Consider the following 14,015-nt stretch of genomic DNA (forward strand, 5'->3'; position numbering starts at 1 on the left):
TGAACCACCTTCCTATTTATTCACATTCATATCTGTATACTTCTTTTCCATAGCCGCGATCAATAACAACCATTTCGTTCGGATATAACGTTTTATGCTCGCGTCCTACTTCTTCATCTGTTAGAAACATACCATCAATTACCATGCCTGGTACTTGAGAATCTTTCGTAACAAATATAGATTTTGATCCTTTTTTTGCAATTAACGTAACAGACTGCACTGTTTTCCGCTCCGCTCGAAATGGAATACCAAAATAATGATTCCACCATTTCGTTCGCAGTGATTCTGGTTCAGATTTATATAACCAATCTTCCGCAATAGATTGATCCCATTCATAATACATAAGCGCTTTTCTATGAAAACGAGGACGAACTATCCACCCAATGATAAGAGTTACAATAATGAATAAGATGATACTAAATGGTAAAACGAACTGAAAAATGGTCGCATAACGCTCTAAAAAAGGAACGTCAATAATAGACAACGAAATTTGTTTACTAACTTTTTGCGATTGTGAATCTCGTAATGTGATGGTAGCTTCTATGATGCCGGTATCTGTAAAATTAAATGTGTTGGAGTAATAAGGACGAGGATATACATATATTTGATTTCTATTTTGCTTTAACTCATAGTTGATAGATTTATGAAATGTAATAGTAGCTGTTTTCAACAATTCCCTTACTTCTGCTTCTGGCATTGATTCTTCATTTAACAGTGGCTGTATAATAAATGGTGCGCTATGTTCTAAATTTGTAACTTTTTCTTTATAATTCGTTGTAACTACTTTTAATGATAGTTTTGGTTTTGGAACAGATTGAATACGAAATTCTTTCGTTTGGCGATAAAAACCTTTTATATTCATGTACACATTTCCATGTACCGCATCTTTCCCTATCTTTGTTTCGTAGTAGAAGGCTTTTCGTTTCCCATCCCATTGCATCGAATGCATTTGATTATTTATTTCTATTTGAGCAGTAAAATATGAGGCATCCACCGGTACATTTGTTGGTTTTGCTTCTATAATTGCTGTTTGATCTTCATAGATTTGTTCTGTCTCTTTTTTCTGCTCCTTTCCTTTTTCATATACAGAAACGGTATAATCTAATGCTGGTTCTACCAGTGCTTTCATATTTTCCTTTGTCACTGCTTGATCAATTTCTACTATATATTTCCCCGGTTCCATTACAGCATTATTTTTAGGTATTATATGTGTAATTCCACCATATAATCCGATTCCCGCTGGTGCTTGAATCGAAAATCTCGATTGTAAATTAAGCAACCCTTGTATATTTTGGACATGATACGGTATGTTCTGAGAAGATTGACTAACAAGTGTAATTCGTTTTAACGGAAATGGTGTTGTAATTTCAATCTTGTTTTTTATTATATTTGTTTTCACCGCTTCTTCTACTGTTGAAAACGGATCACGATTTGCTATTAAGGCAGCCGCTTGGTTGACACTGTGGACAACACCATCTTCTCCACTTGTAGGGAACACGATTCCATTCATCTGTTGTTTCCAAATATCTTTAAAGACGTTCATTTGCGCATATTCTTGCACCCCTAAATTTTCTTCCATTGTAATTAATACTGCATGTAACGAAATGTTTTTTGCTTCCATTTCTTTTTTAAAAGTACTGAGCGTTTCTGAAATCCTTTTTTTTCCACTATCATCTTGTTTTTCTAGCTCATTAAACGCTCCATCTGTTAGAATAATAAGCCAAAATTCACGATTCGCATTCACTTGAACTTGCCTCTTAATAGATTGGATAGCTGTTTCCACCGATTGAAAAGGTGTATTAGCACTCTCATTCCATGCTTGAATTTTTTCAATCTCCCCTTGCCGCTTACTATTCTCCAACGAAACTGCTATATCTTGCGATGGATGACTCATTGGAACATAGGAAAACGTATCTTTTTCATCTAACAATGCAATCAAACTTTGCAATGCATAATTTGCATATTTCCAACGATCATTATTACGCATACTACCAGAATCATCATATACAAGTGAAACAACGCGCTGTCTCGCTTCTTCTCCTTTCGCTAAACTAGAACAAGGACTAATACATATGAGTAGTAAAAACAAAATAGATGTGGCTATGATTCGAATATACATGTTGAAGCTTCGCCACCTTTGTAGACAAATTCCTATGTTTAAACTTATGAGAAGAAATACAAGATATGACTTGTATTTCGAAAAACGAACAGGTATATAATATTATTATGTAAACTTAATTTAATAAAAAACGATACTATGCAGTTTTTTATTTTCTTTTAAATTCCATCATAAATTTCTTTCTCATCCTATATTTCTGCCACTTCTCATTGAAGTACACTTCAACTTCCTATGCTATTACAATATGTCACTTTTCGGTTTAATTTATATTTGTTTCTATATATTAATGAAAAAACTGACATCTATACTTTGGAGTTTATATGTAATAGTAATAAATAGAGCTCCACTCTATAACTCATTTTAGTTTACATAATTAAATTATTTTAAACTAAAATATATCTTTTAGATTTTCATAGAATATAGCCTCTAATTTTCTTTTCTCTCTCCCTTCCATCGTTTCCGCCATACATAAAGCATTCCATATTGCCTCTTCTACAGCTTCAATTGCCATCGCAAATATGTGAGAAATTTCTTCTCCATCTTCACGTAAAAATTGATATTGTAATAATTCAGTAGTAGACGTATGAGAAATACGATTTGCTGTTGAAAAGGCAATAACGATATCTCCACTCCCATGTGCTCCGTAAGAACCTGCCTTTGCAAGTCCAAAAGTCGCTCGCTTTGCTATGCGCTGTAATTGTCTATCACTTAATGGTGCATCAGTTGCGATAACAATCATGATAGAGCCATCTGGCATAGTTTCCTCGCTCTCATTTCGAATATATAAATCTTCTTTTCTCCCAAAATTCGTAACAACTAACCCCCCCACTGTATACGTTTCTTTTGTAAAGGTTATTTTGCGTGAACTTGTACCAATTCCGCCTTTATATCCAAAACAAGCCATTCCTGTACCGGCTCCCACACACCCTTCTTCTACTAGACCATTTTTTGCATTTGTAATGGCCTCAATTGCGTGCTTTGGTCTTACATAAAGCTTTCGAATGTCATGTAAATATCCATCATTACACTCTCCAACAACAATATTTACAGTTCCAGTTGTATCACCAATTTCTTCATTCTGCTCTAGCATATATCGTAATGTTCCTTCTAATACCGGAGCAACTCCAAATGTATTGGTCAACATAATCGGACTTTCAAGTACACCTAGTTCTTGTATTTGAATCGTTCCAATCGTTTTTCCAAAGCCATTAATAACATAAGAACTAGCAAATACTTTTTCACGAAATATATTTCCATCATGCGGTAAAATCGCCGTGACACCTGTACGAATATGCATTTCTTCCTTCAAAGTAACATGACACACTAAGACACTTTCAACATCAGTAATGGCATTCCATTTTCCTACATCATATTTTCCAATTTTGACTCCTAGTTCACGTAACCGCACTCGCTTCATACTTTCACCTTTTTCTTAATTTTCTATCTTTTATTATAACAAAAATGAGAGTGCAATCTACAAGCACTCTCATTGTTTTACGTATACTTCTACAACTGGATTTTCTTTGTGATCAGCATGAAGACGAATGTTACTTTCTTTTACATTGTAGATATCCGCCAATAGTAATACTGTTAATATGTTTGGAAATTTGCTATCTGTGCCATATTTTCGTTCAAGTGCTTCCTTATACTCAAATGCAAGATCTCCTTGTATGTATGTATACACTTCGAATCCATCTTGTAAATCACATACAATGGTATCAATAATATCAGCTCCTACTTGACGTGTCATCTCTTTTCGAAGTGCATCCGTTAATGCATCCCATGACATTTCATACGTTTGAAATGTATCTGAATGATTCATTTTTTCCGCTCCTTTTTATCTCACCCTAACAGGGAGTAACATTTTTCATTACTAGAAAACAGTCCTTCCTTATCATTCCCGTTTTTCACGGCAATTATGATGGAATAGACAAACGTACAAGCCACTCCTGTCCCTTTATCATATCGTAATATTGGAAAGAGAAAGGAGCAAAATTATATGAGTTCTCATAAACATTATCATACATGCCGGCGATATTATGGACGAGTCGTACGTATTGAAGATCATAAAGGCAAGATCCATATTGGAAGAATTGTTGATCTAACAGGTGAATCAGTATGGATTGAACCCGTTCATCGCAAGCGATTTGACCACGGGTTCGGATTTGGTGGCTTCGGCTGTGATTTCTGTGGTGGTTTAGGTGGATGTAACCATTGTGGATGTGGATTTGATGACTGTAGATCTGGTAGATCTCGTAGATCTCGTGGATGTGATAGATGTGGATTTGATGACTGTAGATGTGGATTTGGTGGAGGATTTGGTGGATTTGGAGCCGTTGAACTTGGTCTTGGATTTATTTTCGGTATTTCATTAGCTGCTTTATTTTTCATTTAAAGAAAAGCCAACGTTATCGTTGGCTTTTTTTAATAAAGTGAAATTTCTATCAGCGTTTTTTCATTCCTCGTAAAAGCCCGCTTAATCGGACTTTTACGGGGAATGAACTTCAACATTAATCAAAAATTCCACTTTATTTTTGGCAAATAAAAATCCGGTGTCCTAATATATGCTTGTATTGATGTACAATTTGTTCATGCGCAATCCATGCGTAATACAGATCTTGTGAAATAAAATCTGATATATCCCATTCTTGTTCTTCTACAGGTGCAGAAATTGTTGCTGCAATGGTTCCGCCTCCAAGTACACGTACCGTTTTAAAATTTGCTTGTTTAAAGAGTATAACCCATTCTTGCTCTGTTAATAACTCCTCCATTCCATATAAAGTTACTATATTTTTTTCCTCATGTACTGGTAAATGATGCTCAATTACCAATTCAATAACAAGCAGCGCCCCGCCATATTGTAATACACGATAACATTCATTTATCGCTTTTCTTTTATTTGTAAACGCAAGAACGGATTCTCCTAATACAATATGAAACAGTTCATCATGAAACGGCAGTTTCTCTGCTTTTCCTGCAATGAGTTCAATATTCACTCCATCCTTATTCCATCTCTTCTTTGCTTTTTCAACCATCGTTTGATCCATTTCAACTGCACTTACAATTGAGCCATATTGTTTCACAATATAAGAAGCTGTCTTACCCGTTCCACATCCAATCTCTAATAATTTTGTATGCTGGTCTAATGAAAGCTGCGCTAACAATTGCTTTGTAAGCGCAAAACCTCCTGGATGTGCACTGCCAATACCAAACGCTGCTAGGAAATCTAAATAAGAATATTGTTTCATATCCATCTCCTTCTATCTCACATGTAACGGGCATATTAAAAAAAGAGCTATCGATAGAAGATTCTTGCCCGTAAAGACCCAATTCGTGGGGTTAACTATCATAAAGTGCAACATTTATTCATGAATGTTGCACTTTATTTCGTACTGCATATGTATTCATCACACTTCAAAATGTGCACATAAAGAAAGAGGATACGTCACCGCATCCTCTTTTCAAATAATTATTTACTGTCTTTTTCAGTGATATATGCCCATTTGTAGCTGAAATCACCACCAACATTATGCTTGATAATGTTGTGTACAGTTGGACGTTGTAAGTAAGAAGTTCCGCGTTGGTACAGCGGTGCAATTGCAGCATCATCAAGTAACATCTTCTCAGCTTTTCCAAGTTGTTCCCAACGAGTTTTCTCTTGCGTTAACAATGTTGTTTTACCTTTTTGAACAATGTCATCATACTCTTTATTTGAGTAGCTCATTTGGTTATGAGAGTTTGTTGTTTCAAACATATCAATGTATGTCATTGGATCTGCATAGTCAGGACCCCAACCAGCGTAAGAGATATCAAAGTCTTGATCTGTTTCTAGTTTTAATTTTTGCTTAAATGGTTGATTTTTCAAGTTGATTTTTAAGCCTGGTAAGTTTTTCTCTAATTGCTCTTTTAAGTACTCACCAATTTTCTTCGCATTATCAGTATCGTAGTTCAATAATTCAAGTGTTACTTCGTCTTTACCTAACTCTTTCTTCGCTTCATCCCAAAGTTTTTTCGCTTCTTTCGCATCATACGTTACAGCTTTTACATCTCCATTCATTTTACGGAAATCTTTATCATCTGGACCTTTTACGAAATTAGCTGGTACAAGATAGTCAGCTGGTTGGGAACCATCATTTAAGATTACATTCGCCAACGCTTTCTTATCGTATGCTTTTGCAATTGCTTGACGAAGTTTTTTGTTCTGAAGCGGTGTATCTTGTTGCTTCAGACGTTTTTCATTTAGGCGCAAGAAGAATGTAGACGGCTCTAAATAGCTTCCAAATTCATCTTTCTTCGATTTATATTTATCAACATATTCAGCAGCCAAAGTAACACGATCAGCTTGACCACTTTCATATAAGTTAACACGAGTAGATAACTCTTTTACAACACTAAAGTTGATTTCTTCTAACTTAACTGATTTCTTATCCCAATATTGATCGTTTTTCTTCAGCTTCCAACCTTGTTCGTGTTTCCATTCTGTCATAGCGAATGGACCATTGTATACTATGCTGTCTGCTTCTAGGCCGTACTTATCGCCTTTTTCTTTTACAACTTTTTCATTTAATGGATAGAAAGAACCAAATGTTGTTAATTCAACGAAGTATGGAACTGGGTTGTCTAATTGTACTTCTAATGTATAATCATCAACAGCCTTTACACCTAAAGAATCAACTGGTGCTTTCCCTTCGTTGATTGCCTGTGCATTTTTCACATCATACATAATAAATGCGTATTCAGCAGCCGTTTTTGGATCTAATAAACGTTGCCATGCAAATACGAAATCTTTCGCTGTTACAGGATCGCCATTTGACCACTTCGCATCTTTACGAAGCTTGAATGTATATGTTTTACCGTCATCGCTCTTTTTAAATGATTCAGCCATACCTGGAGTTGGTTTTTGGTCTTTATCCAGGCGATATAATCCTTCCATTACGTTGTTTAACGCAAGGAAAGATACTTGGTCTGTTGCTTTAGAAGAGTCCATAGACGGAATTTCTTGCGTTTCTAGTAAGTTTAACACTTGTTTGGATGCTAACTTACCTTCTGTTTGTTTCTCATCATTTTTTGGCTCTGTGCTTGCTTTTTTGTCCCCTGACCCTGAACACGCTGTTAAAGCCATGCTCATCGCCAGCACTGGCGCTACTACAGCTGTGATTTTTTTAATCTTTTTCATTTTGTACCCTCCCTAATTTTATGTACGATACTACTTGTGAGAAACTTTTTGATAATTTTATGTTTCTATATAGTTATCAGAAAATTTCTATTAATTAATATTCTACTAATTTTTTAGATTTTGTAAAGTGTTATTATTAAAAAAATTTAAAAAATTATTTTTTTACAGTAATATTTATAATCATTCTGTAAAACAACTCAAGAAAAAAGGCATCCCTTTACTATATGGATGCTTAGGTTCTTTTATTTTATTACTATTTTAAAAAAAACACACAAACCAATTATTTACAAAATATCGAATTCTTATACATATCCTCTTTGTGATATTTTCATTTTGTACTCTTGTATTTCTAACAAAACTTTCTCATTATTAAAAGTCTTAAAATCATTTCATTACAGTAATATATGATCATTCTATGAAATAAAGTAGAACTTCCATTTAGTGTACTGCGTATGTATTCATCACGCTTCAAAATGTGCACAGCGAAAAGAGGATACGATATCGCACCTCCTCTTTTCAAATAATTATTTACCTTCTTTTTCAGTGATATATGCCCATTTGTAGCTGAATCTGCTACCAACATTGTGCTTATAAATATTGTGTACAGTTGGACGTTGTAAAAATGCCTTTGAGCTTTGAAACATCGGTACGATTGCTGTTTCATCCTCAAGTAGGATTTTTTCAGCTTTCGCCATTTCTTCCCAACGTTTTTTCGGATCTGTTAGCCATTCACCTTGAGATTTCTTAATGATGTCGTCATAGTTCGCATTTGAATAGCTCATTTCGTTTTGTGGATTTCCTGTTTGGAACATATCTAAGAATGTCATTGGATCCGCATAATCTGGGTTCCAGCCCGCATAAGACATATCATAATCTTGTGCTGTTTCTAATTTTAATTTTTGCTTGAACGGCTGAAGTTTAATATTGACTTTTAAACCTGGTAAGTTTTTCTCAAGCTGTTCTTTTATGTACTCACCAATTTTCTTTGCACTATCCGTATCATAGTTTAAGAACTCAATTGCTACTTCTTCTTTACCCAATTCTTTTTTCGCTTCTTCCCAAAGCTGTTTCGCTTTCTTTACATCAGTTTTTACACCTGTAGATTTAAATGTTTCACGGTAATCTTTTCCATCTGGGCCAGCAGCAAACTTTTCTGGAATAAGAGCGTCTACTGGTTTAGAACCATCATTTAAGATAACATTTGTTAATGCTTTTTTATCAAAGGCCATTGCAATTGCTTCACGAGCTTTCTTATTCTTAAGTACTGTATCTTGACCGTTACGCTTTTGATTTAAACGTAAGAAGAATGTTGCTGGTTCTAACTGCGTTCCAAATTCATCTTTTTTTGCTTTATATTTATCAACATATTCAGCTGTTAAATCGACGCGATCAAGTTGGCCGCTTTCATATAAGTTCACACGAGTAGATTGTTCTTTTACAACACTCCAATTGATTTCATCTAACTTAACATTTGCTTTATCCCAGTAGTGATCGTTTTTCACTACTTTCCAGCCTTGCTCATGCTTCCATTCTGTCATTTTAAATGGTCCATTATAGACCATCTTATCAGCCTCTAGACCATATTTATCTCCATTTTCTTTTACAACTTTCTCATTTAATGGTAAGAAAGATGTAAATGCTGTTAAGCCAAGAAAATACGGAACAGGATTATCTAATTCTACTTCTAATGTGTAATCATCTACTGCTTTTACACCTAAAGAGTCAACTGGTGATTTCCCTTCGTTAATCGCTTTTGCATTTTTTACATCATACATAATGAATGCATATTCAGCAGCCGATTTTGGGTCTAACAGACGTTGCCACGCAAATACGAAATCTTTCGCTGTTACAGGATCACCATTTGACCATTTTGCGTCTTTACGAAGTTTAAATGTATATTTTTTACCATCATCACTCTTTTTATAAGATTCTGCGACACCTGGAGTAGGCTTATTATCTTTATCCAGACGATATAAACCTTCCATCGTATTCCCTAACATAAGGGAAGAAACTGTATTTGATGATTTTGAAACATCCATTGTAGGAATTTCATTTGCTTCCACTAAGTTTAATACTTGTTTTGCCGCTAACTTACCTTCTGTTTGTTTGTCCCCATTTTTTGGTTCTGTACTTGCTTTTTTGTCCCCTGCCCCAGAACATGCTGTTAGTGCCATACTCATCGCTAATACTGGTGCTACTACAGCTGTGATTTTTTTCATCTTTTTCATTTTATACCCTCCCTAATTTTTATGTACAATACTAACTAAAAAAATTTTCCGATAACTCTATGTTTCTATATATTTATCAGAAAATTACTACCAATTAATATTCTACTAATTTTCTGAATTTTTTAAAGTGCTATTATTTAGAAAATAAAAAATTATTTTAATACAGTAATATTTTTAATCATTCTATGAAATAAACTAAGAAAATGGCATCCCCTCCCCCTTCAAGATACGGAATACTATAACTCTTTTATTTATTACTACTTTGTTAAACTAATATAAGACAATCATTTGAGTGCTGTTGTATTTTTTTATATATCTTCTATTTAGCACTTTCCTATATTCCTTTCGTATTGCCGAAAAAACTTTCTCATGTTTTATCAGACAAATTCATCTTTACTACTCACAACAATAGCAATCTTCTTATTCTTTCTTACACTAAATAAACCTATTTTGATGTTTCAATATGTAAGCTGTCGCTATACATAGCCACATACTCTCTCCCACCTAAATTTATGACGGTTTTTCCACGTGAATATATTATTTTAATTAATCTTTTTCAGAATCAAATATTTTCTTGAAAATTAAGTAATTATTACAAGAAGAAAAGATCAAAAAACAACCTTATCTCAGTTAAATAGTGAAATAAGGTTGTTTGTATTTTTTATAATGTTTACATAAAGTGTATTGCATCTTTATAAAGGCAAGTCTCTTCTCTTAAACAGCATAATAGCCGCTATAAAAAGAAGAAAAGATGCTGCAAGTAAACCAATACTTGACGGCCATATATTATAGCTTCCATCAACAATTTCTTGCGGTCGATACAAGTTAAATATAGATAACTTTCTCATCCAGTCCAATTTATCACTCAATTTCCCTAACATATCAAGTCCATAAAACAATACTGTTATACCTGTAGAAATGCTTAGTGCTTTCTTTTCATCATCAAATAAACAGGAAAAGAAAAATGAATATGCACAAATTACAAGAAATACAAGTCCACCAAGAAGATTGAGTTTAAAAAATAATACTTGATCAAGAGATACCTTTTCAATTAGCCATTCTGCCCCGACTAAACCGCCAAGATAAGTAGCTATAACGATCGTAAATAACCCTATGATTAAGACAGATGCTTGTGTCAAAATTACCTTTGTACGTGAAACAGAAGTAGATAATAAATAAGCCATTGATCCTCTATCAACTAGATGAGCAACTAGTTGTGTTGATGCTAAAATACTATATATCATCAACAATAAAACAAAGATTAAACCATAATATTCTCCAGCTAAAAAATCATTCAATTGTTCAATCCCTTTTTCGAATCCCACTGCTTTTAATACCCCTTGAGGCATCGCTTTCAGTATTTCATCTAATCCCTTTACAGATGAGAATGATGGAAAGATCCAAATTAGTAACCATAAATAAAGAACTGAACCGACAGCATAGTTCAAAATCATTTTGGCATTTGCTTTTAAACTAGCAACAAGTAACGCTTTACTCATAACCGATTCGCTCCTTCCTCATCATAGTAATGCATAAAGATATTTTCTAAATCCATTGTTCTCATCTGAAAACCAATTACATCGTGCTGCGCTAATGTTTGAAGAAGCTCATTATAATTTCCCTGTACAATAATCGAGGCTGTATTCCCTTGCACACTATCAATTTGTAGTATCGTTTTCTGTAATGCTTGCAATTGTTCTTGTGAAGATACTGTCACATCAATAACTTGCCTTTGTTTCGCTCTCAAATCATGAATATTTTCTACTGTCAGTAACTTCCCGTCTTTAATAATCCCTACCCGATCACATGTCCGTTCGATTTCTGTAAAAATATGAGACGACATAAAAATTGTTTTTCCTTTTTGTTTCTCTTCTAATATAAGATCAACAAATAACTGTTGCATAAGCGGATCTAATCCTGAAGTCGGTTCATCTAAAATGAGTACTTCCGGATCATGCATAAAGGCTGCTACAATCCCTACTTTTTGCTTCATTCCTTTAGACATTTTTCGAATGGGCGTTTTCACGTCAAACTGGAAGCGCTCAATTAATTCATCACGTCGACCATTACTTTTCATACCACGCATTCCTTGCATAAGTTGCAGAAATCCCAATCCATTCATTCCTTCTATAAAAGAAATCTCTCCTGGTAAATATCCAACCCTTTTTTGAATTTCAGCCGCATCCTTCCAGCAATCCAATCCGAACATCGTCGCTGCTCCAGAAGTAGGTTGTATAAATCCCATTAAATTACGAATTGTTGTTGATTTTCCTGATCCGTTTGGTCCTAAATAACCAAATACTTCGCCTTCTTTTACTTGAAATGAAATATCGAATAAGCCTTTTCCATTTGAAAATTTTTTCGTGACATTTTGAACGATTAACATGATTCCACCTCATTTTTTGAAATATTAAACATTTTATATTTCAAAATTATTATACTCCTCCGTTATAAGAGAATCAATATTTTTTGAAATTTAATAAAGTCTATATTTCAAAAATATTGTTTCCTTTCTTATCATCTTGTATATTTAAGTGGAGGTGATTCATATGAACGGTTTTGAAAAGGTGAAAAAAAAGAAAAAGCAGGCTATTAAAGCAGCTGCATTAGAATTGTTTTTTAAATATGGATATAAAGAAGTAAAAATTGAAGATATTGCAAAACAAGCGAAGGTTTCACAAGTTACAATATATAATCATTTTGGAAGTAAAGATGCTTTATTTCGTGAACTCATTCAAGAGTTTACCATTCAAGAAGTTCATTATTATGAAGAACTGTTCACGAGCGACTTATCTTTTCAAGAAAAAATACATCGTATTATGACTCGAAAATTACAAAGTGTGACTCGTTTACATCCTGAAATGATTGAACAAGCAATGCAAACAGATGAAGAATTGCGTAATTTTCTATTTACATATCAAATGGAAAAAGCGCTTCCCCTTTTTCTTCACTTTATTGAAGAAGCACAGCAGAAAAAAGAAATTAATCCAGATCTTTCAAAAGAAATGATTTTGTTATATATCAATACGTTTTCTAAAATGAGTGATCAATTCGTTGCACACTTAGTTGGTGAACATCGCGAACAGCAAACAAAAGAAATCCTCACAATGTTTTTCTATGGACTTTCTAATCCAAACTAAAAACCCGGCCTCGGCCGGGTTTTTTCCTTATTTACTTACCTCTCCTTCTTGCGTTCCTGGATATTTCGCACCTTCATACTTATAAATGTAAACCTTCGCAAATTTGTTATCACCTTTTTCATCGAAAGCTACTTTCGTAATAACACCATCGTATTCTTTAATAGCACGAACTGCATCACGTACTTGTTCACGTGTTGGATACTTTCCATCATTTTTCTTAATAGCATCTTTAATTCCTTGTAAAATAACGCCAGCTGAATCATATCCATATGCAGAATATGCTTCCACATCTTTTTTAAACTTCTCTTTATATTCTGTTACAAATACTTTCCCTTTATCTGTTGCTGTTGGTGCTGTCGCTACTGTTGTATAATACGTATCTTTTAACCCATCTTTTGCAACTTCTGCCATCGTCGGAGAATCAATACCGTCACCGCCCATAATTGGTGCTGTAACCCCTTTTTCACGTGCTTGTTTTACTAAAACAGATCCTTCTGAATACATACCGCCAAAATACACAAGATCTGGCTTTTTCGCGACAACTTGGTTTAGCACACCACTAAAATCTTTCTCACCAACTGTAATCCCTTCATAACCGACAATTTTTGCTCCTAGCTTTTCTGCTTCTTTTTTAAATGCATCGGCTAATCCTGTACCGTATGCTGTTTTATCTTGAATTACAAAAACATTTTTTGCCTTTACTGTTTCAAGCGCATATTTTGCTGCCGCTGGACCTTGGAAATCATCTCTTGCAACAAGGCGTGCAACAGTCTTTAATCCACGTTCTGTTAATTCAACTGCCGTACTCGATGGCGATACCATAACAAGATTTGCTTTCTCGTATGTTTCAGAAGCGGCAATAGATACACCTGACATTAAATGTCCGACAACACCTAATACATCTTTATCAGCTGCGACAGACTGAGCATTAGCAACCCCTTTTTTCGGGTCACCTTGATCATCTTGCGGAACAAATTGTAATTCAAAACCTAGTTTTTTAAACTCTTCTTTTTGTTTATCTACTGCAAGCTGCGTTCCAAGCTTAAGGGCTTCTCCAAACGCAGCTGATCCACCAGAAAGAGGGGATTCAGAAGCAATTTTAATTACTTTACTTGTCCTTGCTTCATTTTTCGTAGAAGCTGAATTATCAGTTCCTTTACTCGTACACCCTGCCATCATTCCCGCTAATAAAACCCCTGATAACAAAAGCGATATCTTTTTCTTCACAGTACTCCTCCCGAATTCATAATATTCCTAATATTTAAAATATTAATCTATACATAAAAGTTGTACAATAAAAATCGTTAGCGTTTTCTCGTAAAATTCCGACATGATTTGCTAACATACAAAAA

11 protein-coding genes are annotated in these 14,015 nt (G+C 34.3%); 2 read left to right on the forward strand and 9 right to left on the reverse strand.

The window, feature by feature from the left end:
* Positions 1-16 precede the first annotated feature (16 nt).
* The 3 genes from AB1284_RS12460 to AB1284_RS12470 all read right to left on the reverse strand — a co-directional run bounded on the left by AB1284_RS12460 (position 17) and on the right by AB1284_RS12470 (position 3,941).
* A complete protein-coding gene (locus AB1284_RS12460; protein WP_429749005.1) occupies positions 17-2,119 on the reverse strand; it encodes a vWA domain-containing protein in 2,103 nt (700 codons plus the stop codon).
* A 388-nt stretch (positions 2,120-2,507) separates the two neighbouring features.
* On the reverse strand, positions 2,508-3,536 hold the full coding sequence (locus AB1284_RS12465; RefSeq protein WP_429749003.1) for a P1 family peptidase: 1,029 nt from the start codon (positions 3,534-3,536) through the stop codon (positions 2,508-2,510).
* Positions 3,537-3,605: 69 nt separating this feature from the next.
* Positions 3,606-3,941 carry a hypothetical protein gene (locus AB1284_RS12470; protein ID WP_429749001.1) on the reverse strand — a complete coding sequence of 112 codons (336 nt, stop codon included), beginning with the start codon at positions 3,939-3,941 and terminating at the stop codon, positions 3,606-3,608.
* A 177-nt stretch (positions 3,942-4,118) separates the two neighbouring features.
* Between AB1284_RS12470 and AB1284_RS12475 the strand changes: the two genes are divergently transcribed.
* The gene (locus AB1284_RS12475) at positions 4,119-4,514 is read left to right on the forward strand and encodes a hypothetical protein (RefSeq protein WP_429749000.1); all 396 of its coding nucleotides are present in this window, start codon (positions 4,119-4,121) and stop codon (positions 4,512-4,514) included.
* 133 nt (positions 4,515-4,647) lie between these two features.
* Here AB1284_RS12475 and AB1284_RS12480 read toward each other — a convergent pair whose 3' ends face one another.
* From AB1284_RS12480 to AB1284_RS12500, 5 genes are all read right to left on the reverse strand, one after another.
* Positions 4,648-5,367 carry a class I SAM-dependent methyltransferase gene (locus AB1284_RS12480; protein ID WP_429748998.1) on the reverse strand — a complete coding sequence of 240 codons (720 nt, stop codon included), beginning with the start codon at positions 5,365-5,367 and terminating at the stop codon, positions 4,648-4,650.
* A gap of 221 nt (positions 5,368-5,588) precedes the next feature.
* Positions 5,589-7,295: a peptide ABC transporter substrate-binding protein gene (locus AB1284_RS12485; RefSeq protein WP_429748996.1), complete on the reverse strand. Its 1,707-nt coding sequence runs from the start codon at positions 7,293-7,295 to the stop codon at positions 5,589-5,591.
* A gap of 524 nt (positions 7,296-7,819) precedes the next feature.
* On the reverse strand, positions 7,820-9,523 hold the full coding sequence (locus AB1284_RS12490; RefSeq protein WP_429748994.1) for a peptide ABC transporter substrate-binding protein: 1,704 nt from the start codon (positions 9,521-9,523) through the stop codon (positions 7,820-7,822).
* Between the two features lie 692 nt (positions 9,524-10,215).
* The gene (locus AB1284_RS12495) at positions 10,216-11,022 is read right to left on the reverse strand and encodes an ABC transporter permease subunit (protein WP_429748993.1); all 807 of its coding nucleotides are present in this window, start codon (positions 11,020-11,022) and stop codon (positions 10,216-10,218) included.
* A complete protein-coding gene (locus AB1284_RS12500; RefSeq protein WP_429748991.1) occupies positions 11,019-11,909 on the reverse strand; it encodes an ABC transporter ATP-binding protein in 891 nt (296 codons plus the stop codon). Before AB1284_RS12500 ends, AB1284_RS12495 begins: the two co-directional genes overlap by 4 nt.
* Positions 11,910-12,072: 163 nt before the next feature.
* Between AB1284_RS12500 and AB1284_RS12505 the strand changes: the two genes are divergently transcribed.
* Positions 12,073-12,663: a TetR/AcrR family transcriptional regulator gene (locus AB1284_RS12505; RefSeq protein ID WP_429748989.1), complete on the forward strand. Its 591-nt coding sequence runs from the start codon at positions 12,073-12,075 to the stop codon at positions 12,661-12,663.
* A 27-nt stretch (positions 12,664-12,690) separates the two neighbouring features.
* On the opposite strand, the gene AB1284_RS12510 is transcribed toward AB1284_RS12505, so the two are convergent.
* A complete protein-coding gene (locus tag AB1284_RS12510; protein WP_429754274.1) occupies positions 12,691-13,842 on the reverse strand; it encodes a branched-chain amino acid ABC transporter substrate-binding protein in 1,152 nt (383 codons plus the stop codon).
* Positions 13,843-14,015: the final 173 nt, after the last annotated feature.

Source organism: Bacillus sp. S2(2024) (genome assembly GCF_050474045.1).
Lineage (GTDB): Bacteria > Bacillota > Bacilli > Bacillales > Bacillaceae_G > Bacillus_A > Bacillus_A yunxiaonensis.

Coding starts and splice junctions, on each gene's coding strand:
- AB1284_RS12460 (WP_429749005.1), bottom strand. CDS start 2,119: ATGTATATTCGAATCATAGCCACATCTATTTTGTTTTTACTACTCATA.
- AB1284_RS12465 (WP_429749003.1), bottom strand. CDS start 3,536: ATGAAGCGAGTGCGGTTACGTGAACTAGGAGTCAAAATTGGAAAATAT.
- AB1284_RS12470 (WP_429749001.1), bottom strand. CDS start 3,941: ATGAATCATTCAGATACATTTCAAACGTATGAAATGTCATGGGATGCA.
- AB1284_RS12475 (WP_429749000.1), top strand. CDS start 4,119: ATGAGTTCTCATAAACATTATCATACATGCCGGCGATATTATGGACGA.
- AB1284_RS12480 (WP_429748998.1), bottom strand. CDS start 5,367: ATGAAACAATATTCTTATTTAGATTTCCTAGCAGCGTTTGGTATTGGC.
- AB1284_RS12485 (WP_429748996.1), bottom strand. CDS start 7,295: ATGAAAAAGATTAAAAAAATCACAGCTGTAGTAGCGCCAGTGCTGGCG.
- AB1284_RS12490 (WP_429748994.1), bottom strand. CDS start 9,523: ATGAAAAAGATGAAAAAAATCACAGCTGTAGTAGCACCAGTATTAGCG.
- AB1284_RS12495 (WP_429748993.1), bottom strand. CDS start 11,022: ATGAGTAAAGCGTTACTTGTTGCTAGTTTAAAAGCAAATGCCAAAATG.
- AB1284_RS12500 (WP_429748991.1), bottom strand. CDS start 11,909: ATGTTAATCGTTCAAAATGTCACGAAAAAATTTTCAAATGGAAAAGGC.
- AB1284_RS12505 (WP_429748989.1), top strand. CDS start 12,073: ATGAACGGTTTTGAAAAGGTGAAAAAAAAGAAAAAGCAGGCTATTAAA.
- AB1284_RS12510 (WP_429754274.1), bottom strand. CDS start 13,842: ATGATGGCAGGGTGTACGAGTAAAGGAACTGATAATTCAGCTTCTACG.